Below are 26,490 nucleotides of genomic sequence, written 5' to 3' on the forward strand. Positions count from 1 at the left end.
CGGAGGAGACGACCAGGGGCCAATTCGCCCGGCCTGGAGAGATCACTCCTGCGAAGACAACTGACGGATTCCCCTGGGGGAATCCTGCTCGTAGATACGGGACAAGGTGGGCAAGATATCTTGACTGGCAGGCGCCACATCGATGATGACGGGATAAAGCCCTTCAATATTGATCTGGTCCAAATCCTGGAACGAGACCGGCAAAGGGACCCCTTTTCCATCGCGCTTGATCTGCAGGGCAAACGTACTCACGTTGAAATCGATACCGCCGACCTGTTCCGGCTCCCGGTTTCTTAAGATAGACCGGTCTGATCTGTCGGCAAATTGCGGCGCCGCGCTGACTCTCTTCGCGAGCCGCTCCGACAGCAACGGCTGGCGGGTCAAGAGCTGCGCGGCACCTTGAGCGATCTCGGCCACACGCAGCGGCTCCCGGACGATGCGTCCATCCTGAGCGATCGCGCTTTGCAAAGCGACTGTCGCGCGCCGTAGTGTCTGCGCGTCCTGGTCTGACAATTTCATGTCCCGGACCAGGCTGTCCACCTCCCGGCTGCCGGAAACAGACAGCATCGCCAATCCCCGCATCGCGTCAAACTGCTGCGTACTTTGCTGGGACGGCCGAACCTGATCGGCTAAATGGGACGCCAGTCTCGGCTGGGCTGAAATCGCACGAACAGTTTCCGGGGCGATCTGGGCGATTTGCAACGGCTGATTGGCAATCGCCGGATTTTGCCGGATGGCGGCTTGCAGAGAGGCGCTTTCCTGCCGCATGGTTCCCCTCAGTTCATCGGAAATCCCTAAATCTCCCGCGTTTTGTCCGACCACCGCGTCAAAATTTCCCAGGGACGACACCAGAGTCACCCCTCGCACAGCTTCCATTTGCGTCGCCTGGGCCTCCACCGGATTCACCTGCTGGGCCAAACGCGCGGCGAAGCGGGGTTGAGACGCAATCATCCGCATGGATTCAGGAGCTAACTGTGCAATCTGAAAAGGTTGATTGAGGACCTCGGGGTTCTGCCGGACAGCGCTCTGAACAGCCGCGCTTTCCCTTTTTAAGGCATCCGTCGTCGCGCGGGACAAATTCAATTCCCCGGCGGCGCCATCGACCATATCATTATACGTCCCTACGGAAGACACAAACGCCAACCCGCTGACGGCCTGAAGCTGGCGGGATTGGTCCTCCCTCGGCTGGACCTGCTGAGCCAGGCGCTCAGCCAAGCGCGGCTGGACGGCAATGACCCGGACCGTCTCCGGAGCGATCTGGGCCATCAAAAGGGGTTGATTCCCCAAATCCGGATTCCCCTGCATCGCCCGCTGCAACGTGACACTTTCCTTCCGTAAATTTGCGGAAACATCCGCTGGCAAATTCAATTCCCTGCTCAATTCCTGAATGTTCCCGGAGTTGATGGAAAGGACCGCGAAACCTTTCAGGGCGTTGTTTTGCATGTCACGCCCCACAGAAAGTTGGACCTGCTGCCGCAGCTGGTTGGCCAACACGGGGCTCTGGGAAATAGCCTGAACGGTTTGAGGAGCAATCCTCGCAATTTCAAACGGCTGACTGGCGATTGCAGGGTTATCGCGGACCGCCTCCTGAAGCGATACACTTTCCTGCCGCATGGTTTCCACCTGCTGGGCAGGCAAATCCAAATCCTTGATCATCCGGCTGAACACACCGGCACTGGAAACCTGGGCAAAGCCGCGAACAGCTTCAAACCTGGCCGACTCTTCACCCGTTACTGCCGGCTGTGATTGCTCGGAAAACCTCTGGCTCAATTGCGGCCGGCTTGCAACCGCCCTGGCTGTCTGGGGAGCAATCCTGGCGAGCTCGAACGGCTGTTCCGCCAATTTCGGATTCTCCCGGATCGCTATCTGCACGGCCGCGGCTTCCTGACGGATGGCCGCTGAGTCAGGCAAATTCAACCCTTCCAGCGCGCGATCCACGCTCCCCGTGCGCGCCGCCTCCCCAAAACCTCGCATCGCATCCAGCTGATTCACAATTTCAGCCACAGGCCGGACCTGGGAAATTAACCGACCGCTCAACTGCGGCTGGCTGGCAACCGCCTTGGCCGTCTGGGGAGCAATCCGCGCGATCTCAAAAGGCTGTTCCGCGAGTTTCGGATTTTCCCGAATCGCCGTCTGAACCGCCACGGCCTCCCGCCGGATCACAGCCGTCTCCTGAAGATTCAATCCTTCCAAAGCGCGCTCCACGCTTCCCGTGCTCGCCGCTAATCCAAAGCCGCGCATCGCGTCCAATTGGCCGACGCTTTCTACAGTAGGACGGATCTGCTCGGTCAACCGGGCTGTCAATTGCGGCTGATTGGCCAAAACCCTCGCCGCCTGGGGTGCGATCCGCGCGATCTCAAACGGTTGTTCGGCAAGCTTCGGGTTCTGCCGGATCGCCGTCTGAACCGCGGACGCCTCCTGGCGAATCGCATCCGCATCGGGAACATTCAACCCCTCCAGGGTGCGACCCACGCTTCCCGAAACCGCCGCCAAAGCAAATCCCCGCATCGCGTCCAACTGACCCGATTGTCCCTCCGAGGGACGAATCTGTTCGGTTAACCTAACTGTCAGTTGTGGCTGGCTCGCCACCGCCCTCGCCGTCTGCGGCGCGATCCTTGCGATCTCGAACGGTTGTTCAGCAATTTTGGGATTGTTCTGGATGGCCGCTTGCAGCGCACCCGCTTCCTGGCGGATTTCCGGTGTCTCCGGAATATTTAAACCTTCCAACGCACGATCAAGAGTCCCCGCGCTCGCGGCCAAACCAAAACCACGCATCGCATCCATCTGGTTCACGCTCTCGACCGTCGGCCGAACCTGCGCCGACAAACGACTGGACAGTTGCGGCTGGGCAGCCAAGGCCTTGCGCGTTTCCGGCATCAACGCCGCCACTTCAAACGGATTATTGGCAAGTCCTGGATTACGGGCCATCGCCGCCTTGATCGCCCCACCTTCCTGCATGATTTTCATCCGGGTATCGGCCGGCAAATCCACCGCGCGCAAATCATTCTCCAGCGTCCCCAAAGAAGCGGCGACCGCCATCCCGCGCAGGGCGTCAAACTGATCGACGCTCTCCTGCGGCCTGGCCTCCCCGCGCTCCATGAGTTTGATCCGGACCCTCTTTTCCTTCCCCAACTGGACCGCCTGGGGGAGTTGTGCGGTCATAAACCGCCGACCGGCCGGGCTCAGGTTCCGGGGGCTCGTTTTCCGCTCCATAAGCCTGGGGTTAACGCTCAGCTTCAAACCACCGGAAAAATAATTCCGTTCGAGAACGGCCTGGGTGGAGGCATCAACTTCTTCTTTAATCAGGTTGTAAACGCCTTTCCGGAACGCCACCATGTACTGCTCAAAAATCTTCTGCTTGATCTCCTTGTCGTCAACATCCACGCCGGCGACCTTGTTCTGGTCCACATAAATCTTGCTCAACAAACTCTCCTTCAAGCTCTGCTTGTACCAGGTGGCAAGGATAATCGAATTGTATATCTGGCGCAGAAGAGAGAAATTCTTTCCTTCGTTGACCTCTTTTTCAATCTCCGGGATGATCACATCGCGCACGATGGCGGACGACACATTGCTGATGTCCTCGGCCTGTTTTTTATCCATCTGGTCCATGCCCAACTGCGCGTTATCCAGATTCTGCTTGATCGCCAGGTAATCGTCATCCAGCATGACTTTCAGGTGCGATTCCACAACCAGGACCGAATTCCCCTGCTCGTAAACCACGGCCTTGTCCGGGATGACCCAAACTTTATTGAACGTGTTGATCGGAATATCGGTCGTCCCGTAAAGCTCCCTGGCCTTGGCATAGACCCTGTCCCAAAACTTCTTTCCCAGCTCCTGCTCGGGGTGCGTCAGCGTGGCCGTCAGCTGTTTGAGCAGATAATCCTGGGACAGCATGTCCTTTCCCAACTGAGTCAGGCCCAGTGGCTCGGGGATCATTTTGTCATGTTCATACGGAGACAGATTGACCCAGACATCATCATCCGGGATCGTCAGGGCGGCGAGAAAGTACTGGACGATTTTCTGGGTTTCATCATTGAAGGCGGTGTCGCTCACTTGAGCGTCGCCCTCATAGACGACGAAATCGAATTCAAGCGGATTCTGCGGGTCAATCGTGAGGCCGTGCAAAAGCGTCGGCGTGTATTTGACGCTGAGGTCAATGGGAGAACCGGCGTCCGGCAGTCCTTCGACGGCAGATTGGGCCTGGAGAAAACCCGGGAGGGATGAAAAAAAAAGAGACAGAAAAAGGACAAAAGTCCGAAAGGCCACATTGCTGCGCGGCCTTTTCCATAATCGGCACAGCGTCATAACCATGTCACGACCCGCCTCAATAACGAAATGATTACTATTTTGATGCAGAAATCATGGAGGAAAACGAAAACCATAATAAATATATCATGTCTGCCTTCCGGCGGCAAACAAATTCTCTTACGGGAGAAATTCGATCAATGAGGGGTCGTACTCGGCCGGCTGTTCATAACCGAGCAGATTCAGAAGTGTGGCGGCCACGTTGGACAAACCGCGCTTGGGAAGGCTGGCAATTTTGTATTCCCCCGCATAGCAGGGGTCCACGATCACAAAGGGTACCGGGTTCAGGGAGTGCGCAGTGCTGACCTGTTTCTTGCCCTTCTTCACGGTGAACATCTCGTCGGCATTGCCGTGGTCCGCCAGGATGACCGCGATCCCCTTGAGGGCCTGAATCACCTGAAGGATCTTCGCCGTGCAATCATCCACCGCCTCCACCGATGCGATGATCGCCTCCGGAACGCCCGTATGGCCGACCATGTCCCCGTTGGGAAAATTCAGACGGCCGAACTGATAACGGCCGCTTTTTAAAAGCTCGACGGTCTTGTCCGTGATCTCATAAGCCTTCATCTTGGGCGCGAGGTCAAAACGGATCTTGTCCGATGGGACCTCAATGTAAGTCTCCATCTCTTTGTTGACATACCCGGACTTGTTGCCGTTCCAAAAATAAGTCACATGGCCGTACTTCTGCGTTTCGGAGATCGCAAAGGTGCGAACGCCGTTCGCGCACATATAAACGCTGACCGCCCCCTCGATTTCCGGGGGATTGACCAGGTAATTTTTCGGCACATGCAGATCGCCGTCGTATTCCATCATCCCGGCAAACAGGACCTTCGGATGCCGCACGCGGTCAAATTTATCAAATTCCGTTTCGTCAAAGGCCCGGGACAATTCGATCGCCCGGTCCCCGCGAAAATTGAAAAACACCACTGAATCACCATCCTGAATGGTACCGACCGGCTTGCCGCCCTCCGCGATCACAAACGGGTCCAAATACTGGTCGGTGGCCTTCGGATCTTCCTTATAATACGTCAGGACAGCGTCTTTGGCGGACGCGAACGGCCTGCCCACACCCAGAATATGTGCGTCCCAGCCGCGCTTGACAATGGTCCAGTCGGCGTTGTAGCGGTCCATGGTCGTGACCATCCGCCCGCCGCCGGACGCGATCCGGTAATCTGTTCCAGGCGAACCGTTGATTTCCTTTAAAACGTCTTCCGTCCGGTCAATATAATCCGGAGCGGATTTCTCGTAAACATCGCGGCCGTCCAGCAGGGCATGGATCCGGACGCGCTTAACGCCTTCCTGGGCGCACCGGCGGAGAATGGCGATAAGGTGCTCGATATGGGAATGGACATTGCCGTCCGATAGGAGGCCGACCAGATGGAATGTTTTCCCCTCTTGCTTGGCTCCAGCCACCAATTTTTCCCAGGTCGGCGTCTGGAAGATAGCCCCTTGGGCGATCGCCTGGCCGACCAGCTTGGCCCCCTGGGCGAACACTCGCCCGGCCCCCAGGGCATTGTGACCCACCTCACTGTTGCCCATGTCTTCATCGCTGGGCATGCCGACAGCCGTGCCGTGCGCCTGCAGCGTGGTGTAAAGTTTACTCCTAAAAAGCCCATCAAAGCACGGGGTCTTGGCCAAAAAGACTCCGTCGCTGTCGTCCCTTTTGCCAAGCCCCACCCCGTCCAGGATGATGAGGAGGACAGGGCCTGGGCGAACTTTAAAGTTTGGTAATTTTTTAAGCTGATGGGTCATAACAGTTCCAACGGGAATCTTGTATTTTTTACGGTCAAGGTACCCCTGCCGGCATTGATGCGGACTGTTGCAGGTGCAGCGTTAAAGGAAGGGCGTCTTCGGGGTCAGGCGAAGTACGACTTGGCCCGGCGGCGTTTCACAGGAGCGGCCTTGTCCTTCTTGGCCTTTTCCTGCTCGCTTTCAGGGGCAAGCGCCTTCACGGCGGCGGCCTTTTTGGCCTTGAGGAGCTCTTCGGGCATGTGATATTCCATCCAGGCCTTGGAAAAATTTTTCAACCAGTCCAGCTTCGCATTTTCAAAACCGACGTCAAACCCGACCTTCTCGCTTTGGATCCAAAGATGGCGCTGGATTTCTTCCACGACCCGTCGGTCACCGAGCAATTTTTCCGTATCCATGTCCGGCATATGTCCTCCTGAATTTAGAGAGCGCCCGGCCGTGCGACCGGGCACCGTTGTCATTCTAACCTTGAAGAAGTCCCGTTGTCAAACAAAAAGACATCGTCGCCGGCTGCCGTTAAGCGACCGTGACCTCTTTGGAGAGATAAACATCCTGGATCGCGTTCAACAACTGCACGCCCTCGTGCATGGGGCGCTGGAACGCCTTGCGGCCGGAAATCAAACCCGTGCCGCCGGCGCGCTTGTTGATGACCGCTGTCTTGACGGCTTCCTGAAGGTCGCCAGCCCCTTCCGAAGCTCCGCCGGAGTTGATCAAACCGATCTTGCCCATGTAACAGTTGGCGACCTGGTAGCGGGTCAGATCGATCGGATGATCGGAGGACAATTTTTCATAAACCAATTTATGCGTCTTCCCGAATTTGAGCGCGTTGTAACCGCCGTTATTGGTCGGGAGCTTCTGCTTGATGATATCCGCCTGGATCGTGACGCCCAGATGGTTGGCCTGGCCGGTCAGGTCAGCGGCGGTGTGAAAATCCACCCCGTCTTTCTTGAAACCGGCATTGCGCAGATAGCACCAGAGGATCGTGAACATCCCCAGCTCATGGGCCCGTTTGAAGGCCTTGGCGATCTCAACGATCTGCCGGGAACTTTCCTCGGAACCGAAATAAATCGTCGCCCCCACGCCGGCCGCGCCCATGTCAAAACAGTTTTCAACCGTCGTGAACAAAAGCTGGTCGAATTTGTTGGGATAGGTCAGGAATTCATTGTGGTTGATCTTCACGACAAAAGGGATCTTATGGGCATACTTGCGGGACACCAGGCCCAGGACACCAACGGTGGACGCAACGGCGTTGCATCCGCCTTCGATGGCGAGTTTCACGATGTTCTCCGGGTCAAAATAGACCGGGTTGGGCGCGAACGACGCCCCGGCGGAATGCTCGATGCCCTGATCCACGGGCAGAATGGACAGATAGCCCGTGCCGGACAACCGTCCGCTGTTGTGCATCCACTGCAAATTTTTCAAGACATTGTTGGGCCGGTCGGAATTGATGAAAATCGTGTCCACGAAATCCGGGCCCGGGAGCGTCAATTGCTCCTTGGGAATGGTCGTGCATTTGTGCTCAAGCAAAGACTGGGCGTCTTTACCGAGAAGATCCGCGATCTTTGTAGCCATTTTCCTGCTCCTTTTGGTAAATACGGTTGAAAAATCTACGGAAAGCCGAGATGTCGCCCCGGCGCCGATTCATTTTTAAAAATTTAAATTATTATATTCTTTTAACTCATATTGTCCAGCACAAAGTTTACGGCAATGCAGGTCCCGACGGCAGACCCCGGGCATGGGTCAATAACGGATCTTCTGCTGGCTCGAAAGCAATCCGATTTGGGAGGAAGGGAGAATCGCGCGGACATACTCCAAGGCAATCAGGCCGCCTGTGCGGCCCACGTCAAAAGTGTCGATTCTCACCCCCAGGAAGGCTGTCCCTGAAATTTCCTTAACCCATTGAATTTGAACATTATTGACCACGGCCAGGCATTCCGAGGCGCCCGAGACATAAATATTGTATTTCGTATCCGGATCAAAATTCCAGCCGGGGTCTTCCGCCCTGCCGGCGGCTGCCGCCAAAAACCACACCAAACCGGCCAGCACAAGAATTCTTCGTCGCATTCTTCTCCCCAATCCAGGTCCTATGGCCAACAAACCCGCCAGGCTAAGGATTTGACGGCTGTTTGACCTGAAGCTCGACAGACCCGACATCCATCGCACACTCAATATATTCCAGCTGATTGGCACCGGCCGGAACAAGCTCCACCGTCACCTCGGTCCATTCTCCCGGAACAAGCCGTCCCTTATAAACATATTCACCCGCGGTCAACGAATTTCTCCAATCGTCATAGCTCACAGCCCCCTGGCCCGCGTCCCACGTCCTGCCCCATCTCAATTTCAACGTGATCGTCCCAAAAGCGGCGGCGTGAGGATTTCCGATGTTGAGCAGCATCCGGTAACCGTTCTCCAACCGCTGCATTTTCTGGACGGCGATCAAAAGCATTCCGGCATTGGTTTCAATTTTACTGAATTTCCGTGACACCGGATTCAGAGCGATGACGCGCCCGTTTTCGGCCTTGATCTTGGTCTCGACGCTGCTGATCAGTCCCTCGGAATATTGCTTGAGGCTGTCCCCGAGCTTTTGAGTATAATCCTCAAGTGCTGAAACCCGAGCTTCCAACAGGGATGGGTCCTGGGAGGAATCCTCGGCGGATAAAGTGGGGACGAAAAGGGCGGCGATGACAACGACAGCGGCGAGGACGGGATAACGGGCCATAACCTGCCTCCTTAGTGGGATGGAACAGGATACTGTTTATTGTAGTGCCAAATCCGGATAACCTCAAGACCCGCGGAGATCGAAGAAAACGGCCCCGGCAGGCCGCGCCCCTACTCTGTCAGCCCCAGTTCTTCCTGAACGGCGGCGATCAGCGGGGCGATCGTCCGGGCCGAAAAATCGAATTTCAAACCCGCGGCTTCAAAAAGTTCCGGCAACGGCCGCGAACCTCCGAGGGCCAGGGCCTCCTTATACTTGGCCACTGTCCCTCCCAGGTCCTTTTTGGCGTTAAGCCACAATTGCAGGGCTCCCAGCTGGGCGATCCCGTACTCGATATAATAAAACGGCACTTCGAAAATATGCAGCTGGCGGTGCCAAAGCGATTCCTGATACATCTCAAGCCCCTTCCACTCCATGAGCTGGCCGCCGAAACGGTTGTAAAAACCCAGCCAGGCCTGGGAACGTTCCTGGACCGCGTGCTGAGGAACTTCATAAATCCAGTGCTGGAACGCGTCGATGTTGGCCACCCACGCCAGGACCTGGATCACGTCTTCCAGGTGGTCGATTTTGGACCTCTCCCATTCCTCCGGGCCGTAAAAAACGTCCAAATATTCTCCGCCGATCAACTCCATGGACATGGATGCGACCTCGCAGAATTCCATCGGCGCGTGCCGGTAGTCGCGGATGTCCTGCGGAGCGCAGGCAAAGGCGTGAAAGGCATGCCCCCCTTCGTGCAGAAGCGTGCGGACGTCCTGGTCCACTCCGACGGCATTCATGAAAATGAACGGGAGCCTCGCCTCGGCCATGGTGTTCTGATAACCGCCCGGGGCCTTGCCTTTGCGGCTGTCCAGATCCAACAGCCCCATCTTCGCCATGGCGTCGAACTGTCCGCCCAACTGGGGATCCAGCCGGTTAAAAATTTTCTTGAGCCCGGTGATCAAATCCCGGACCTCGATGAAGGGTTTGAGCGCCGGGCGGCCCAGCGGATCGACATGCACGTCCCACGGTCGCAAATGCGGCAGCCGCATCAGACGGCGACGGCGCTCCATGATCTTGGCGCACAACGGCACGACCAACGCAGCTACAGCCTCGTGGTACTGACGGCATTCGCGGCTGCTGTAATCGAACCTGTGATACGATTTGAATTGATACTCAATGAAATTTTTAAACCCGGCATTCAACGCGACCGTGTGGCGCAGGGCCAGCATCTCGTCAAAAAGTTTGTCCAGCTTGTCCCGGTCGTCCAGACGGCGATGCGCCATCCCCTTCCACGCCCGCTCCCTCGTGGGCCGGTCGGGATCCATTAGAAATCTCCCCACTTGCGGCATGGTGAGGTCCTTGCCGTCCCAGGGGACCGTCATCGCTCCGCAAACCGTCTGATAATCCTGCGACAGGAGTTGGACCTTGGTCAACAGAGGGATGTTCTCCTCCCGGAAAAGCGCCAGATCCGTTTCCACGGAACGGTCATAAACACGGTATTTTGCGGCATCCAGGGGCCAATCCTTTTTCAAGGCCCAATATTTCTCATTCAGCCGGTGCTCCAGCTGTTTGACAGAGGGAAGGATGTTTTCCACAAAATCCTTATAATCCCCGCTCCGCTTGGCATCGTCCGTCTGACAGGTCATCCGGATATAAAGCACTTCCCCGGCCTGGCTGACCGCGGCGTCCATTTCAAAACGGTCCTGAAGCCAGATCTCCAATTCGGAAGCGGAACGGATATCTCGCCCCAGGAGGGCCTCGTAAAGGCGCACGACTTCCTCTTTATCCGTTAAACGCGCTTCGGCAGGGACAAACCGGCGTGAGCGGTATTTGGGCAAACGGTCGAAATCCAAACTTTCAGCGGCCGTTGTCGGCATAAGACTCCTTTCATTTCCTCAAAACGGCCCGTCGCCGCGCGCCAGGAACATCACGTGCCGCGGGGGCCCTTTCCCCTGAAAATAACACGAGGGACGTAAAATTTGAATTGACAAATCAAGATTTTACGATATACTCAAGCTTCAAGTTAATCAACAAAAATTCCAGAAATATCAGAAGGACATTTCCATGGCAAAATCTTGCGTGATCTGCGGAAAAACCCGGCAGCCGGGGATCAAATACAGAAGGCGCGGCGCCATCAAGAGGACCGGCGGCGCGGGCGCCAAAATCGTCGGAAAAACGTTTCGGGCTTTCCTCCCCAATCTCCAGAGGGTCAAGATCGTCCTCAACGGGACCGTCAAACGCGAAAGCGTGTGCGTGAAGTGCATCAAGGCCGGAAAAATCACCAAGGCCGCCTAACGCCCGCCGTCGTTCCTGCCCTCCCCGCTTCTCAACCGTCAATTCAAAAAACCCTGGCAAGCTCCGAAGATCACTGGCTCTGCCGTATGTCTTTGAGCCGCAAAAGCACCATCGGGGACTTGTTCCAATCGTCTATGCCGAGCTGATAGGCGACATCCACCTTCTGCCCGGCTGACAACAACGGGCGGAACTTCCCCATCCCAAAACCGACCGCCGAAAACGTCATCCGCCCGTCCGTCAACCAAGTTTTCAATGTGTCTTTCGCCATGACCGTCGGCGTCGCCTTGACAGTCAACTGCCGGGAGCAAAAAACCGGCTCCGGGTTGCCCTCGCCATAAGGTTCAAGGGCGTTGACCGTCTCCACCAGGGCCAAGTCCAGGTTCGACAGCGCAATCTCGCTGTCAATCTGCAAAGCCGGGACCAGCGCCTCGCCGGACATGGTCTCGCGCGCGAGGTCATTGATACGCCGCCGGAATTCCCCGATATTTTCCGACCGGATGGTCAGCCCCGCGGCCAGCTTGTGCCCCCCAAAATTTTCCAAAATTCCCTCGCAATGGCGCAAGGCGTCATGAAGGTGAAAGCCCGCAATGGACCGGGCCGAAGCCGTGCCGATGCCGTTTTCGACCGAGATGACAATGCTCGGACGATAATACATCTCTGTCAGCCGCGACGCGACGATCCCCAGGACACCCCGGTGCCAGCCCTCCTGGCTCAAGACGATCACGCGATCCTCGTTGAAATTGACGTCGCGCTGGACCAGGTCAACCGCCTGCTGGGCCACATCTTTCTGAAGGCGTTGGCGATCCGCGTTGTGTTGTTCCAGGACCTGGGCCAACGCGTAGGCCTCCCCTGCATGCTCGGTCAACAATAAATCCAGGGATTTCCGCGCCGAGCCCATCCGTCCCGTGGCATTGATCCGGGGTCCGAGGATGAAGCCCACAAAATACGGTTTAAATTCCTTTCCCTTCAACTTGGCCACATCAATAAGAGCGGCCAACCCTTTGTTGGTTGTCCGTCCCAGCCGGGGCAAGCCCGCTTTCACAAAAATCCTGTTTTCCCCGACCAGGGGAACGACATCCGCGATCGTCCCCAGGGTCACAAGGTCAAGCGCCTCCTGGTCCAAAACCCCCAACAGCGCCTGGCTGAATTTGGCCGCAAGCCCCACGGCCGACAGATGCTTGAACGGATACGGACAATCGGCCCGTTTGGGATCAATCACGGCCTTCGCCGGCGGCAATGCTCCCGGATGCGGCTCATGATGATCGATGATGATCACGTCCAACCCCATCCGGTTAAGGGCTTCCACTTCCCGGCAGGCGGTGATACCGCAGTCCACGGTGATGATCAAACGGACACTATTCTCCAGAGCCAGCTCTCCGACACTTTCGTTCAACCCGTAACCTTCCTGGATCCGGTGCGGGATGTAATTCATCACCTCAACATCAAATTTCTTGAGAGTTTTGTAGAGCAGGGCCGAAGATGTCACGCCATCCACGTCATAATCGCCGAAAATCAGGACGCGCTCGCCGTTCTGCCGGGCCTCACGGATCCGCTCAACGGCCTTGTCCATGTCCTTGAGCAAAAACGGATCATGGAGTTTCCCAAGCCCGGCATCAAGGAAATCCCGCGCCGCGGCCTCGGACCCCAACCCCCGATTCACGCACAATTGGGCCACGATGGGGTGAACTCCCAGAGCGTTGCTCAACGCGACCTGCAATTGCGGGTCAGGATTTCGGATGTTCCAAATTTTTTGGGAAAAGGAAAGGGACATCGGTCCGTTTGCAATACCGTTTGGGATCCGGGCAGAGACCGCGGACAAACGTTACATTTTGGCCGGTGTGCTGACGCCCAACAGGCGCAGGCCGTTGGCCAGGACGATCCGGGCCGCGTCAATCAGCGCCAGCCGCTCTCCGGACAAAGCGGAATTCTCCTGATCGACCACGCGGTGGCAGTCGTAAAATTTATGGAAACACGTGGCCAGTTCCTGCAGATAACTGACCAGGGCGTAGGGGTCTCTTTGCTGCCAGCACATCAGAAGGACATCGGAGAATCCCCCGACAGTCTTGATCAAATCCATCTCTTCCGGCTGAACCAAAAGGTTCAATCCGGAGGTCCTGGGTGAAAGATTAGCCTCCGCGGCCTTGGCGATGACGCTGTGGATGCGGGCGTGGGCATACTGGATGTAATACACCGGATTTTCCGCGGTCTGCTTCTTGGCCAGTTCCAGGTCGAATTCCAGGTGCGCGTTGATGTGCCGCATCATAAAAAAGAACCGCGCGGCGTCCACCCCGACTTCATCCATGACCTCCCGCAGGCTGATGTACTGGCCCCGGCGGGTCGACATGGACACCGGCTTGCCGTCCCGGTAAATCGTGGCGAGCTGGACAATAAGGACTTCCAGGGCCGAGGGATCATACCCGAGGGCTGCCACCGCGGCCTTAAGCCGCGGAATATACCCGTGGTGGTCCGGTCCCCACATGTTAAAAACCCTGGCAAACCCTCTTTGAAATTTATCACGGTGATAAACGATGTCCGGGGTGAAATAGGTATACGCGCCGTCGCTTTTTTTGACCACGCGGTCTTTGTCGTCTCCGAATGCCGTGGTCTTGAACCAAAGCGCCCCCTCCTGCTCGAAAAGAAAGCCCTTGTCCTTCAAGGAACGCAGGACATCCTCGATCTGCGGTTGAGTGGCGATGTGGCTCTGGTGCGACCAGACATCGAAATGGACGCGAAAGTCTTCCAGTTCCTTCTTGATCACGCCCAACAGATAATCCACGCCGTACCGGGAAAACTCCTGGGGCAAAACTTTTGCGAGATCCTCCCGGCCTTTGATCTGTTTTTCCTTGATCAACCGGGCGGCGATGTCGCGGATGTATTCTCCCTGATAGCCGTTCTCCGGCAGTTCAGCCGTGCCGCCGAAAATTTCGATGGCGCGGCATTCGATGGACTTGCCCAGAAGGTTGATCTGGTTGCCCTCATCGTTAAGATAAAATTCCTTCACAGCCTGAAAGCCGATAAAATTCAGGATATTCGCGAGCGCGTCGCCGACAGCGGCCTGGCGGGCATGGGCCACGCTCAACGGGCCCGTGGGATTGGCGCTGACGAATTCAATCTGGATCTTTTGTCCCTGGCCGAATGTCGACCGCCCGAACTGTGCCTGTTCTCGGAAGACCGCGTAAAGCACGTCGTAGGCCGCAAAACGGGACAAATAAAAATTAATGAACCCCGGCTTTTCGACCGTAATTTTCTCAATCTTGTCTTTTAGAACGGAATGGGAGATCGCTTCGGATAAAATCTTACGGAATTCCTCCGCCAGCAGGACCGGCGGCTTTTTAAAGATCCGGGAGGCTTTCAGGGCGATGTTGCAGGACAGATCGCCGAATTTTTTGTCGGAAGGGCATTCCAGAAGAATGGCCGGGGATTCTCCGTGGGCCGCAAAAGGCGCCTTCAGCGAAGACTCGAGGAAAGACTGCAATTGCTGTTTCAAATCGGTAGCCATGGTTCAAGACTTGTGTCCGGCGGCTGGAAAGCCGAAGCGAGCACCAAAAATTGGAAAACCGGAGATACGAATGGGCGGTTTGAAAGGAAGGATCGAAAAAACCGTAGAAACGTTATGCCCTGCGGTCGAGGGGGACACACGGACAGGAATCCCTGAAAAACAATCGACAGGCGAGACCGGGGACTTAAATGTGGACCTTCTTGGCTTCCTGCCAGAGATGCTCGAGGCCGTAAAACTCTCGCGTTTCCCGGTCAAAGACATGAGCAACGACCGTTCCCAGGTCCAGGAGAACCCAATGCCCGTCCCGGAAGCCCTGCTGATAGCGCACGTTGACGCCTTTCTGCCCCAGCCCTTCGCTGATCCCTTCGGCAACCGCCCGGACCTGCCGGTCGGAGTTACCGGTGCAGATGACAAAATAGTCGCAAAAATTCGCCACCTTGCGCATGTCAAGGACGACGATATTTTCCGCTTTCTTGTCAGAGGCGCATCCTACGATCGCCTGTGCCAATTGTCGTGCTGATAAATCCCGAGGACTGATAACGCTGCAACCCTTCTACGAGTGGACCGCGTCCGATGGGCGCGATCCCGGATCACCGGATTTTCGATGGAATAAAAACAAACCCCTTCCGGCGGGATCCCCGCCGGAAGGGAAAAAGAAATCTAACCCTGCTTCATCTTTGCGGCCTGGTCCTTACTCAAAACGCGCCAGCATTCATGCGTACCGCCCTTGGCTTTCGTCACGGCGAAGAATCTCCCGGCTTTCTCACGGACCTGATATTCAGTGGTCTTAAATTTCGATTTGGTCTTAACATCGTAGAAGGATAATTCTTCCATACTGCCTCCTTATTGATGAAAGTTAAATAATGAATTGAGTCTAACCGATATTACAATCCTTGTCAAATCAAAAAACATCAAATGAAGCCTTCTTCTCCATCCCTCACGGGATCGAGAGCAGACCCCTCATCTTTTTTTCCTGTTCATCGGTGATCGGGCCGATCAGAGCCATGCTGTACCGGTCGTCCCTGAAAATTTTCCGCGTGACCGCACGGATATCCCCCGGTTTGACCTTGCGGATCAGGGCGATCAGCTCCTTGAGCGTGCGGATGCGATCGTAGATCATGGTGGACTCTCCGATCCAGAGCATATGATCCATGGTCTCTTCCAGTCCGAGCGTGACCTGACCGATGAAATAGTCCCGGGCCCGGGCGAATTCACCGGCCCCCACCCCGTTGCGGCGGATCTTGACCAATTCCCGAAGGACCACATCCACGGTATCCACGATTTTCGCGTTATCGACCCCGGCGCGGACCACAAGGGCCCCTGTATCGTAAAGATATTTCGTGGAACTGGAAATCGAATACGCCAGCCCCCGTTTTTCACGGATCTCGTTGAAAAGACGGCTCGACATGTTGCCTCCAAGAATAATGTTAAGAAGGCTCAGGGCGTAGCGCTCCGGGTCCTGGTTGTCCATCCCTGGCATGCCCAGGGCCAAATGCATCTGCTCTGTGTCTTTGCGGAAAAACCGCGCTTTCGGATGGTCCTGGGAAGCGGCAGCTTCGAGAAAATCCGGGCCTGTCCCTGAAGAGATTTTCCCGAGCTTCTGCCTGACCAGCCGGACAAACGCATCGTGCCTCAAATGACCGCAGGCCGAAATGACCACGTTCCCGGCTCTAAAATTATCCGCATGGAAGGTCTTCAGGGCGGCCGCCGACAAGCCTCCCACAGACTCTTGCGTCCCCACAAGGCTGATGCCCAGCGGGTGGTCAGGCCACATCAGTTCGTCCAAAAGGTCATGGACATAATATTGGGGAAGATCATGGTACATCTTGATTTCCTCAAGAATGACCCCCTTCTCCTTCACCACATCTTTTTCAGCGAGAGACGGAAAAAACGCCATGTCGGCAAGGACGTCAAAGGTCAGCGACAGATGTTTGGCCGGGATTTTGGCGTAAAAACAGGTCTGTTCCTCGGTCGTGAAGGCGTTGAGCGCTCCGCCCACGCCCTCAACGGATTCTTTGATCTGCTTGCAGGAATATTTCCGGCTGCCTTTGAACACCATATGCTCAAGGAAATGGGCAACCCCTTTATTGGCCTTCTCTTCATAACGCCCGCCCGCGCCCACAATGATTCCGATCGCTACGCTTTGCCTGTCCGGGACGCTGTGGGTGACGACGCGCAATCCGTTTTCAAGATCTGTCCTGTGATACATTCTGTTTTCCTTTATTTAATCAGGTTCTCAGCGGTCTGGCCAGCCTGCTGACAAAATGGCTTACACTGGCAACGAGATCCCTGTTCCCCGCATTTTTCTCGATGGCTTTAACGATCGCGCTTCCGACAATCACGCCGTCTGCAAACCGTGCGATCTCCCTGACCTGGTCCGGCGAAGCGATGCCGAACCCCACGCACACAGGTTTTCGCGTCAACCGCTTGGCCTGTTGCACTCCGGCAAATAAACTGGCCGGCAAACGCTGTCGGGCGCCGGTCACGCCGGTGAGGGACACATAATAAATGAACCCGGTGGCCTGCTGGATAATCGTTTTCATACGCTGCGGCGTGGTGGTCGGGGCAAGGAAAAACACCGTGGCCAGCCCTTCCTGGCGGGCCGAAATCCGCAAACGGACCGCTTCTTCCGGGGGAAGATCCGGGATGATCACACCGTCCACCCCGGCTTTCACGGCTTCCCTGACAAATTTTTCTTCGCCGAAGCGAAAAACCGGATTGTAATACGTCATCAACGCGATCGGGATTTCCGAGTGCCGGCGGATATCTTTGACCAAATTCAAGATTTTGGCCAACGTCGCACCTTTTTTGAGGGCGCGGAAGGACGAGGCCTGGATGGTCGGGCCGTCCGCCATAGGATCGGAAAATGGCACCCCCAGTTCAACGATGTCCGCCCCGGACCGGTCGAACGCCAAGACCAGCTGTCCGGTCGTTGCCATATCCGGATCGCCGGCCGTAATGAACGTGATCAGTGCTTTTCGGCCCTCACGTCTCAACTCCTGAAATTTCCGGTCAATGCGGTTCATAGAACCTTTCAAATCAGATCTTTGATCGCGGCCACATCTTTATCTCCCCTGCCGGAAAGGCAGACGATCACATCCGCTTTGTTCTTTACTTTTTTGGCCAATTTCGTCAGATAGCTGACGGCATGGGACGATTCCAGGGCCGGGATGATCCCCTCCATCCGGGAAAGCAGTTTGAGTCCCTGCATGGCCTCCTGGTCCGTCACCGCCACATACGCCGCCCGCCCGGTTTGCTGGTAATACGCGTGTTCAGGCCCCACGCCGGGATAATCCAGCCCGGCCGCCACCGAATGCGCGATATGGACCTGGCCGCCCTCATCCTGAAGCAACGCGCTTTTACTTCCGTGCAAGACCCCCACCTTCCCTTTGTTCAAACTCGCGGAATGCTGTTTCGTGTGCAGGCCGTGCCCGGCCGCTTCGACACCGATCATCTTCACCCCGCGGTCGCGGTAAAAGGCATGGAACAACCCCATGGCGTTGCTGCCGCCCCCCACGCAGGCCACGAGGTAATCCGGCGAACTCCCCCGCATTTTGAGGAACTGCCGGCGGGCCTCCTGCCCGATGACCGCCTGGAAATCCCGGACCATCACAGGATACGGGTGCGGGCCGGCGACCGACCCGATGATATAAAAAGTATTGCGAACGTTCGTGACCCAGTCCCGGATGGCCTCATTCATGGCATCTTTTAATGTCCTCGATCCGCTGGTCACCGGGATCACTTCGGCGCCCAGGAGCCGCATGCGAAAAACGTTCAACGCCTGCCGCTCGATGTCCTCCGCGCCCATGTAAACATGACACTCCAGCCCGAAAAGCGCGGCGGCCGTGGCCGTGGCCACCCCGTGCTGGCCCGCGCCGGTCTCCGCAATGATGCGCGTCTTACCCATTCGCCTGGCTACCAGGATCTGACCCAGGGTGTTGTTGATCTTGTGAGCGCCCGTGTGCAAAAGGTCCTCGCGCTTGAGATAGACGTTCAGCGTCTTCAAATAGCGGCTGAGCCGGCCGGCAAAATAAAGATTCGTCGGGCGGCCGGCATATTCACGCAAATACCTGCGGAATTCCGTCTGGAATTTACGGTCGCTTTTTAAACTGTAGTAAATTTTTTCCAGCTCCGAGAGCACGGCCATGAGCGTTTCAGGGACAAACTGTCCCCCGAATTCGCCGAAACGGCCGCGGCGGTCTGGGATCAAAACGCTTTTCATATCAATGCGGGGAGTCCCGGGGAAAAACTCTCTCATTCTAAAAAATGTCGGACTTGATCTTTTGCTCCAGAAGCCGGACAAGGATCGCCCGCTCTTCAGGATCGATCTCTTTTGTGGACTCCAGAAATTTCGCCATGCGGTCCTTCTGCTGGGCATAGTAAAAAACGTCCCCGATCACCCGCGACCCGTCGGTCAAAAGGCCGCGCATGCGGCAGGTCCCGGCCAGGTCCAGGTTGCCGGCGTTAAGGAGGCTGATCTCTTCCATGATACGCTTGAGCTCATTCTTCCAGTCCTGCAGATTATTTTCCATGGTCGTATAATAATCCGCGTCGCCCACCATCCACAGCTTGACGACCTCCAAGTCCTGAACGGTCAGGGTCTCTCCGCCCTTGAGCTTCTGAATGACCCGCTTCAGGTCCTTTTCGGTCAAACTCTGCATATGCTCGCGAAAGGCCTGCTCAAGCCCGCCGAAGATCGTGGACAAGCGGCTGTAGGCATCCCCCGTGTCCAACTTGACGGCGGCGGCGTAATCCTGATTCAGTTTAGCGACAACCTGACGAAAATCACCCATGATTGATCCTCCCGATTATAGTGCGCTGCTCAACGAATGAAGCCTTAGGACGTCCAATCCGGATACCTGTCGGTCCCAAAGAAATTCTCCGGATAAAACTTTCTGCGGATCGGCTCCGGCAGGAATTGAAAAAAGAAAGCGCCCTTGGCCTCCGCACCGATCTCCCGCTCCAGGGCCTTGCGGTCGAACCGTATCGCGCCGATATCCGGCGTCTGCGTGTCCGCCACCCAGAGCCGCTCCACGGTGGACCGCGGCTGGTTGGAAGCGAAAACGAGGAACCGCCCATCCGGCGACCAGCCCACGTGGCGGTCAATCCCCAGATTTGTCGTGACCCGCTTCTCGTTCTTGCCATCGCTGTCCATCACGTAAATCTCGAGATTTTCCTTGCCGTCCGCCCCGGCCAATCCAGTGACAAAGGCGATCCGGGAACCATCCGGCGAGAAGGCCGGGGAATAATCGCGTCCCCGGAACTCGGTCAACTGCCGCAGGGACTTCGTGGCGATCTCATAAGCCCAGAGATCCGAATTGCCGCTGCGTTTCGACGCGAAGATGATCCGCCGTCCGTCCGGCGAAAAGTTGGGAGTGAAGTCCATCCCTTCATAATCCGTGATCTGAGCCAAATCCGACCCGTCCGCGTTCATGGTGTAAACGTCCATGTGCCCGTGATAGTTCGCGCAGAACACCAGCTTGCGCCCGTCCGGCGACCAGTCCGGGGACTGGTGGTGCTTCCCGGATTTCGTGATCTGGGCCTTCTCAGAGCCGTCGGCATTCATGACCCAGATCTCGGCGGTGCCGCTCTTGTTGGAGATGTACGCGATCTTCCGGCCGTCCGGCGACCACTTGGGCATATCGTTCCATGAATCGCCGGTTGTCAGCTTATCGATCTCTCCGGACGGAAGCTCAACGGTAAAAACATCGTAATCCCCGTGTCTGCCGGAAACAAAAACAATCGTGCCTTTCAAATCCATGTCAACCTCTTTTCCGTAGTCCTAAAGGTTCCCTGCGCCCGCGGGTTCATACTGGTTCATGATCATGACCGTGTTGCCGAACCCCACGGCCCCGTCGATGCGGAGCGGGATCCTCTGCGGGCCGGCATCGAACCAAACCCGGTATTTTTGGGGATCACTTTGCATATGATAGGCCTGATAGACCTGCCCCCCGGCCTTGATTTGGACTTTCTCCTTTAACTGGATCAGGACATCCGTGGTGGGAAGGTTCATCGCAATCTTCTCCTCGGGGTCGAAGCGGCCTTCCCGGCGGTAACGGTAAATGAACCCGTAAAGATTATCCAGGGGCTGTTCCTTCTCAATAACCTGCTCCGTCGTTTTTCCTCCGGCTGTCTTCACGATCCGGACGCGCCCGGTCTCCTTGTCATAAAACTCCAGGATCTTTTCCTTTTTCCCGAAAACGTGCAAATCACGGTGGACCTGAACGGGCCGGTAGGTCACAGGGTCCACGAAGATCCTCTCTTCGCCGTCGTATAAATTCCCGGCTTTGGCCTTGAAAACGATTTCCAAGACTTTTTGACCAGAAACCTCCTTCGCCCCGAGGAACGTCAGGGTCGCCTCCCCGGCTTTCACTCCGACTTTTTTGATCGAATACCGGATTGTTTCCCCGCTGAAAAATACCGTCTCCTCAGCCGGGAGAGGCGCAACGGATGAAAAAGCAACGGCCAGGGACATCACGACAATCCGCCGTAATAGTCTTCCAAGAAAAGGTAACGTTTTTGAAATCCGTGTTTCCATCGGTATGTGAAGAAATAAACAAACGGGCGCAACGGGTTCGTCACGGCATCACAAAGGATATGGACGGTCAACCCCACCGCCGCTCCCCACCACGCCAGGGACAACCCCTGGAGGACAATCACAGCCCAGAAAAGTAAAAGCGCCTCATAGGAGTGCAGGACCAGGCGCAACTTGCCTTCTCTTTCCTTGGCGCAAAAATTCCACAATTCGCCGTAGGTGAAAACCAATTTCCTTTTCGCGAACCAAAAATCAAGAATATGGTCCAGGTCAATGAACACCCCGCATAAAAGGCAGGACAACGCGCCGTCCCAGGACCGCGTAGCGGCGCCGAACAGGGAACCGGCCGCCAGGGAGATCGCGACATGATGGGACGGCTTCATAAACCGGCCCGCTCCTTACACCGCGGCGTCATAATCTTTCAGAAACCGCTCCAGCAGCTGTGTCCCGCGGTAAAGGGTCCCGATTTCCGCGTACTCATCGGTCGTATGATACGTTCCCTCCGCCCCGTAACCCGTGGCAAACGCCGGGATCCCGTGCTTCTTGAAAAACGTGATGACCGTCGCGCCTTCGCTCCCCTTCAAGGGAGCGCGAAGCCCCAGCTTCCTGGCGCTTTGGACATAGGTCTTCACAAACGGGTGCTCCGGGTCCATGGCATACGGTTGCTGAAGATCGTCGATCTCGATCCGGAATCTCTTTGCATGACGCCGGATCAATTTTTTAATATCGTTCAGGAGGGGTCCGCTGGTCATGCCGGGTAGATACCGGACATCCACGGCAAATTCACAAAAATCAGCCACCATGTTGACCTTGTCCCCGCCCTTGATGACGCCGATATTGATCGTGGGCGCGTGCAGCATCGGATGCGGCAGGAATTTGAACCGGTAGGCCTTCAAATCATTAATCACCCGGGACGCGATTTCAATGGCGTTCGTCCCCCGCCAATTGTAAGCCCCATGCGCCTTTTTGCCGAAAATCTGAACGCGCATATGGATGAGCCCCTTTTGGGTGATGATCGAGTTGAACTCATCGGAATCCAGGATCAGGGCGACCTTGGGCTTGAGGATTTTCTTATCCAATAAAGGAATGATCCCGGCGTGGCTGCCGGTCTCCTCGTCCACGGTCGCGGCCATGATCAGGTCGCGCTTCAGCTTCGCGCCGTCCTCGACCAGGCTTCGCACAGCCTCCATGGCGCTGGCCAGATTTCCCTTATCATCGCTGGCCCCACGGCCGTAAATGCGCCCGCCCACGATGTCCGTGCCCAGGGGATCAAATTCCCAGCCCTTGCCGATCGGCACAGTGTCAAAATGCGGCGTGATCAGGATCGCCTCCTTGGCAGCGCGGGCCCGCGGCCAGGAGCCCTTGAGCGTGGCCACCACGTTGGGGCGATTCTTCTCAAAGGTATACGTCTTCACCTCCAGGCCAAGGGATTTCATGTCCTGGACGATGTATTTCGACAGGGCCAATTCATTGCCCGGGGGATTCTCGGAGTTATAACTCAAAACTTTCTGGGTCAGCTTGACAAGACGGGATTTATTGATCATCTCAAAAACTCCTCGGCTTTGAGTGCGCCCAGGATACGGCTGAAATCCTCAAAATCCACGAACACCAGTTCGGGGCGCTGTTCATTCAGGCGCTGTAATTTGGGAAGGTGATGCTTGACGTTCCGGAACGCAATGTACTTAAAGGGCGTCCCGCACTGGGGGCACTGTTGGGCATCCAATTTGAGGTCAATGGCCTGACAATTTCCACAGTTGGCCGAAACATCACCATAAACCAGCAGATGCTGTTTGATCTCGTGGATATCCAGCTTTTTGTAAATTCTTATAAACCGCTGGCTCATGAGAAGTTATTATAACATAAACGACTTGTGAGGAAGAAATTTTCGCTGGAAAATCACGGGCAACAAGCCAAACCGCGGCAGGCAATAAAAAAACCCTTATCAAATCTAAGGGTTTTGGCTTTTTAGGAAATAAAAAAAGCCGATAAAGACGGGGATGTCGGATCCCCTCGCGCTTCGGCAACTCAGCCACCGTATTGTCCTACCAACCCCACGAACATCTTCGCGTGCCCGATCGCCTCACGGGCCTTTCCGGTCGTCAGACAAGTTAGGTCTGGAGCTTTGCGTCCCCGGGTTTCCCCGGGTTTGCCTTTATCGGCTATAAAAACTATATCATATAGATATATTGATGACAAGGGACCGGGCCGGAATATTCAGGATTTTTTTGTTTTCCGCAAGTCTCTGTTCCGCAAACGGTTACCGGCTGAAAAAAGACACCCGCAGAGCAAAGAATTTTGGGAAAGACCCGATCCCGCCGGACGAGCGAATCCCGACCTTCGGGACGAAATCAAACCCGGTTAAACAGGAATGTAAACCCTGCTGATAAAATCCTTCATCAACTTCTCGCTTTTACGGCCCGGCGCCTCCTCTACCCCGCTGGAAACATCAACGGCAAACGGCCGGACCTCTTCAACGGCCTTTGTCACATTCTGGGCGTTCAGCCCCCCGGAAAGGATCGCGGGTTTGCCGTAATTTTTTACCCCTGTCAGCAGCGACCAGTCAAAAACCTGTCCCGTCCCCCCATGCTTGCCCGGATGATGGGCATCAAAAAGAAAAGCGCTGACATGATAATTTTTCAAGCGCGCTACGTCAAATTGATCGCCGACCCGGAAGGCCTTGATGACATGGCAACCTTTGAAACGTTTGCAATACTCCGGGGTCTCGTCGCCGTGAAACTGCAGAGTCCGGATCCCGCAGAATTTCGCGATATCCCGCACCGCCCCTTCCTTCTGGTCCACAAACACGCCGACCGGCGTGACAAACGGCGGAAGGGCGTCGATGATCGCCTTGGCCCTGAACGGCCCGACATACCTGGGACTCTTTTTATGAAAAATGAAACCGACCGCCCAGGCACCCAGGGAAGCGGCTTTCAAGGCGTCTTCTTTCGTCGTTATCCCGCAAATCTTCACTCTAATCATGACCACGATCCTCTCTTTATTTTCCCGACATGACTTCCCGGACCTTCTGTCCGATGTCCGGGGCCCGCATAAAAGTTTCACCGATCAGAACCGCATTCACGCCCATGCCCTGCAAGGCCATGATGTCCGCGTGCGTCCTGATCCCGCTTTCGGCCACGATGGTCTTGCCTTTTGGAATTTTCGGAATAAGTGTTTCACAAATTTTCATATCCACGGCAAACGTCCTCAAATCGCGGTTGTTGACGCCGATGACCTGGGCCCCGGCGTTCAGGGCGCGGTCCAATTCGGCCTCATTGTGGACCTCGAGCAGGCAATCCATATCAATATCCCCTGCTGCTTCCAGAAGACGGCGGCAATCCTCGTCTTTCAGGATCGCCATGATCAGAAGGACCGCGCTGGCCCCGCAAACGAAGGCCTCATGGATCTGGCCTTCATGAAGGATAAAATCCTTTGTCAAAACCGGCACCGGGAAATTCTCGCTCACCGCGGCCACATACCGGGGCTTGCCGAGAAAATATTTTTCTTCGGTCAGGACGGAGATCGCGGCCGCGCCGTTTTTCACGTACGCGCGGGCGATGGACAGGACGTCAAACTCCTCACGGATCAAGCCCATCGACGGGGAGGCCTTCTTGATTTCGGCGATCAGATTGACCTGCCCGGGCTGCGAAATCTGCCTTTGAAAAATATGGTACCGGGACAGTTTTTCCCCTTTGATCTTCTTGGCCAAGGACTGGTAATAAGCGTCCTTTTGCCTGTTGACTTCCTGCTTGTGCTCAACGATCTTTTTTAAAAAATCATTGTCCATGAACGGCTCCCGGCTCATCCCGCGTTGGTGAACCGCACCATATCCTCAAGCTTTTTCCGCGCCGCGCCGCTGTCCAGGGATTGGGCCGCCAGGGTCATGCCTTGCTTCACATCAGCCGCCTTCCCCGCGATCAACAAGGCATACGCGGCGTTCAACACCACGATCTCCCGTTGAGGCCCTTTGACTCCTCCAAGGACATCCCGGGCAATCTGCAGGTTCGCGGACAAGTCCCCGCCCTTCAGCGCGGATTCCTCAACAGGCGCAATGCCGAACTGTTTCGGATCAATTTCGTAAGAAACCACGTCCCGGCCGTTAAATTCGCTGGCAAAGGTCTTGCCGGTTGTCGTGATCTCGTCCAGCCCGTCGCTGCCATGCACCACCAGGGCGCGTGCAATGCCCAAATTTTTAAGAACCTGCGCCATCGGCCCCACAAAATCCCGGCTGTAAATGCCGATCACCTGGTGGGTGGCGAACGCCGGATTGATGAGCGGCCCCAGGATGTTAAAGATCGTTTTCACCCCCAGCTCCTTGCGGACCGCGGCCACATTTTTCATGGCCGGATGGAGCCGCTGGGCAAAAAGGAACGCGATCCCGATCTTATCCAGGCATTCCGATAATCGCTCTGCCGGGATGTCCAGCTTAACGCCCAGGCCTTCCAGGACATCCGCGCTTCCGCACCGGCTCGAGACCGAACGGTTGCCGTGTTTGGCCACCGTCACCCCGGCGCCGGCCACGGCTAAGGCCACAAGGCTGGAAATATTGAACGTGTCCTTGCGGTCGCCCCCTGTGCCGCAGGTATCCATCACAACCGGGGACTGGGCAGGAACACGGATGGAAAACTGCCGAAGAATCTGGGCCGCGCCCGTGATCTCATCCACCGTCGGCCCCTTATCGTTCAGGGCCAGGAGGAAATCCTTGATCTCCTGCGCCGGCGCCGATCCCGACATGATCTCCTGCATCACGGCGCCGATCTCGGCCTGCGAAAGATCCAGGCCAGACCTGATTTTAACGATGCACTCCCGTGTCTTCACAACGGCGGCCCCTTCAGGATAACTATTTTAATTTGAGAAAATTGCTTAAAATCCGCATCCCGGCCCTGGTCAACACGGATTCAGGATGGAATTGAACTCCCCAGAGAGGGAATTTCTTGTGACGGACGCCCATGATCTCACGGTCTTTGTCCTTTGTCCAGGCCGTGACTTCCAGGCAGTCAGGGACCGTTTTGGGATCGATGACCAGGGAATGATACCGCGTGGCGTCAAACGGGTTGTCCACGCCGGAAAAAATTTCCCGGCCGTCATGGCGGATCGGCGACGTCTTCCCGTGCATGAGCCGCCTGGCCTGGATGATCTTCCCGCCGTAGGCATATCCGATCGCCTGGTGCCCGAGGCAGACCCCCAGGGTAGGGATCTCGCCGGCCAATTCCCGGATGATATCCACGGAAACGCCCGCGTCCTCCGGCCGGCCGGGGCCGGGTGAAATCACGATCCGGGACGGCTTCATCTTGCGGATCTGCCGGAGCGTCAGGGCGTCGTTCCGGAACACCTTAAGGTTAGCCTTCAACTCCCCCAGATACTGAACGAGGTTGTAGGTGAAAGAGTCATAATTGTCGATCATCAGGATCATTG

The 26,490-nt window shown here is 56.2% G+C and carries 25 protein-coding genes and 1 riboswitch; of the genes, 1 reads left to right on the top strand and 24 read right to left on the bottom strand.

All coding sequences use genetic code 11. The annotated features are described in order from the left end of the window. Positions 1-42 precede the first annotated feature (42 nt). From Q8Q08_12290 to Q8Q08_12320, 7 genes are all read right to left on the bottom strand, one after another. Positions 43-4,311, bottom strand: coding sequence for a hypothetical protein (locus tag Q8Q08_12290; GenBank protein MDP2654790.1), 4,269 nt, complete (start codon positions 4,309-4,311; stop codon positions 43-45). Positions 4,312-4,425: 114 nt separating this feature from the next. Continuing rightward, positions 4,426-6,057 carry a 2,3-bisphosphoglycerate-independent phosphoglycerate mutase gene (gpmI, locus tag Q8Q08_12295; protein MDP2654791.1) on the bottom strand — a complete coding sequence of 544 codons (1,632 nt, stop codon included), beginning with the start codon at positions 6,055-6,057 and terminating at the stop codon, positions 4,426-4,428. 104 nt (positions 6,058-6,161) lie between these two features. Further along, the gene (locus Q8Q08_12300) at positions 6,162-6,461 is read right to left on the bottom strand and encodes a hypothetical protein (GenBank protein MDP2654792.1); all 300 of its coding nucleotides are present in this window, start codon (positions 6,459-6,461) and stop codon (positions 6,162-6,164) included. A 109-nt stretch (positions 6,462-6,570) separates the two neighbouring features. Beyond that, the gene (locus Q8Q08_12305; protein MDP2654793.1) at positions 6,571-7,626 is read right to left on the bottom strand and encodes a class I fructose-bisphosphate aldolase; all 1,056 of its coding nucleotides are present in this window, start codon (positions 7,624-7,626) and stop codon (positions 6,571-6,573) included. A 168-nt stretch (positions 7,627-7,794) separates the two neighbouring features. Next, positions 7,795-8,118, bottom strand: coding sequence for a hypothetical protein (locus Q8Q08_12310; protein ID MDP2654794.1), 324 nt, complete (start codon positions 8,116-8,118; stop codon positions 7,795-7,797). A 43-nt stretch (positions 8,119-8,161) separates the two neighbouring features. Next, positions 8,162-8,773, bottom strand: a complete 612-nt coding sequence (locus tag Q8Q08_12315) for a DUF3251 domain-containing protein (GenBank protein MDP2654795.1) — start codon at positions 8,771-8,773, stop codon at positions 8,162-8,164. 110 nt (positions 8,774-8,883) lie between these two features. Then, entirely contained in the window at positions 8,884-10,626 is a 1,743-nt protein-coding gene (locus tag Q8Q08_12320; GenBank protein MDP2654796.1) for a M3 family oligoendopeptidase, read from the bottom strand. A gap of 187 nt (positions 10,627-10,813) precedes the next feature. Between Q8Q08_12320 and Q8Q08_12325 the strand changes: the two genes are divergently transcribed. Beyond that, positions 10,814-11,044, top strand: coding sequence for a L28 family ribosomal protein (locus Q8Q08_12325; protein ID MDP2654797.1), 231 nt, complete (start codon positions 10,814-10,816; stop codon positions 11,042-11,044). Between the two features lie 70 nt (positions 11,045-11,114). Here Q8Q08_12325 and recJ read toward each other — a convergent pair whose 3' ends face one another. The 17 genes from recJ to Q8Q08_12410 all read right to left on the bottom strand — a co-directional run bounded on the left by recJ (position 11,115) and on the right by Q8Q08_12410 (position 26,488). Further along, a complete protein-coding gene (gene recJ / locus Q8Q08_12330) occupies positions 11,115-12,815 on the bottom strand; it encodes a single-stranded-DNA-specific exonuclease RecJ (GenBank protein MDP2654798.1) in 1,701 nt (566 codons plus the stop codon). A gap of 51 nt (positions 12,816-12,866) precedes the next feature. After that, the gene (gene argS, locus Q8Q08_12335) at positions 12,867-14,543 is read right to left on the bottom strand and encodes an arginine--tRNA ligase (GenBank protein ID MDP2654799.1); all 1,677 of its coding nucleotides are present in this window, start codon (positions 14,541-14,543) and stop codon (positions 12,867-12,869) included. A gap of 184 nt (positions 14,544-14,727) precedes the next feature. After that, positions 14,728-15,051 carry a ribosome silencing factor gene (gene rsfS, locus Q8Q08_12340; protein ID MDP2654800.1) on the bottom strand — a complete coding sequence of 108 codons (324 nt, stop codon included), beginning with the start codon at positions 15,049-15,051 and terminating at the stop codon, positions 14,728-14,730. A 152-nt stretch (positions 15,052-15,203) separates the two neighbouring features. Then, complete coding sequence (locus Q8Q08_12345; protein MDP2654801.1) at positions 15,204-15,377, bottom strand: hypothetical protein; 174 nt, start codon at positions 15,375-15,377, stop codon at positions 15,204-15,206. Between the two features lie 103 nt (positions 15,378-15,480). Then, positions 15,481-16,752, bottom strand: a complete 1,272-nt coding sequence (locus Q8Q08_12350; protein MDP2654802.1) for a pitrilysin family protein — start codon at positions 16,750-16,752, stop codon at positions 15,481-15,483. Between the two features lie 19 nt (positions 16,753-16,771). Continuing rightward, a complete protein-coding gene (gene trpA, locus Q8Q08_12355; GenBank protein ID MDP2654803.1) occupies positions 16,772-17,569 on the bottom strand; it encodes a tryptophan synthase subunit alpha in 798 nt (265 codons plus the stop codon). Positions 17,570-17,577: 8 nt separating this feature from the next. Then, complete coding sequence (gene trpB, locus Q8Q08_12360; GenBank protein ID MDP2654804.1) at positions 17,578-18,765, bottom strand: tryptophan synthase subunit beta; 1,188 nt, start codon at positions 18,763-18,765, stop codon at positions 17,578-17,580. 37 nt (positions 18,766-18,802) lie between these two features. Continuing rightward, entirely contained in the window at positions 18,803-19,336 is a 534-nt protein-coding gene (locus Q8Q08_12365; GenBank protein MDP2654805.1) for a hypothetical protein, read from the bottom strand. A 44-nt stretch (positions 19,337-19,380) separates the two neighbouring features. Continuing rightward, positions 19,381-20,304: a DPP IV N-terminal domain-containing protein gene (locus tag Q8Q08_12370; protein MDP2654806.1), complete on the bottom strand. Its 924-nt coding sequence runs from the start codon at positions 20,302-20,304 to the stop codon at positions 19,381-19,383. A gap of 21 nt (positions 20,305-20,325) precedes the next feature. Beyond that, positions 20,326-21,018, bottom strand: coding sequence for a DUF3108 domain-containing protein (locus Q8Q08_12375; GenBank protein MDP2654807.1), 693 nt, complete (start codon positions 21,016-21,018; stop codon positions 20,326-20,328). Further along, positions 21,018-21,461 (bottom strand): hypothetical protein, encoded by a 444-nt coding sequence (locus tag Q8Q08_12380; protein ID MDP2654808.1) that lies wholly within the window; start codon positions 21,459-21,461, stop codon positions 21,018-21,020. Before Q8Q08_12380 ends, Q8Q08_12375 begins: the two co-directional genes overlap by 1 nt. A 15-nt stretch (positions 21,462-21,476) precedes the next feature. Continuing rightward, entirely contained in the window at positions 21,477-22,622 is a 1,146-nt protein-coding gene (locus Q8Q08_12385; protein MDP2654809.1) for an ArgE/DapE family deacylase, read from the bottom strand. Further along, positions 22,619-22,921, bottom strand: a complete 303-nt coding sequence (locus tag Q8Q08_12390) for a hypothetical protein (protein ID MDP2654810.1) — start codon at positions 22,919-22,921, stop codon at positions 22,619-22,621. Before Q8Q08_12390 ends, Q8Q08_12385 begins: the two co-directional genes overlap by 4 nt. Positions 22,922-23,094: 173 nt before the next feature. Continuing rightward, a riboswitch (cyclic di-GMP riboswitch) is annotated at positions 23,095-23,239 on the bottom strand. A 197-nt stretch (positions 23,240-23,436) separates the two neighbouring features. After that, positions 23,437-24,057: a phosphoribosylanthranilate isomerase gene (locus Q8Q08_12395; GenBank protein ID MDP2654811.1), complete on the bottom strand. Its 621-nt coding sequence runs from the start codon at positions 24,055-24,057 to the stop codon at positions 23,437-23,439. 16 nt (positions 24,058-24,073) lie between these two features. Beyond that, the gene (trpC, locus tag Q8Q08_12400) at positions 24,074-24,862 is read right to left on the bottom strand and encodes an indole-3-glycerol phosphate synthase TrpC (GenBank protein ID MDP2654812.1); all 789 of its coding nucleotides are present in this window, start codon (positions 24,860-24,862) and stop codon (positions 24,074-24,076) included. A 14-nt stretch (positions 24,863-24,876) separates the two neighbouring features. Further along, complete coding sequence (gene trpD / locus Q8Q08_12405) at positions 24,877-25,893, bottom strand: anthranilate phosphoribosyltransferase (GenBank protein MDP2654813.1); 1,017 nt, start codon at positions 25,891-25,893, stop codon at positions 24,877-24,879. 22 nt (positions 25,894-25,915) lie between these two features. Then, on the bottom strand, positions 25,916-26,488 hold the full coding sequence (locus Q8Q08_12410) for an aminodeoxychorismate/anthranilate synthase component II (protein MDP2654814.1): 573 nt from the start codon (positions 26,486-26,488) through the stop codon (positions 25,916-25,918). Between the last annotated feature and the right edge of the window lie 2 nt (positions 26,489-26,490).

It is taken from the genome of Candidatus Omnitrophota bacterium, from assembly GCA_030688425.1.
Lineage (GTDB): Bacteria > Omnitrophota > Gorgyraeia > Zapsychrales > JANLHA01 > JAUYIB01.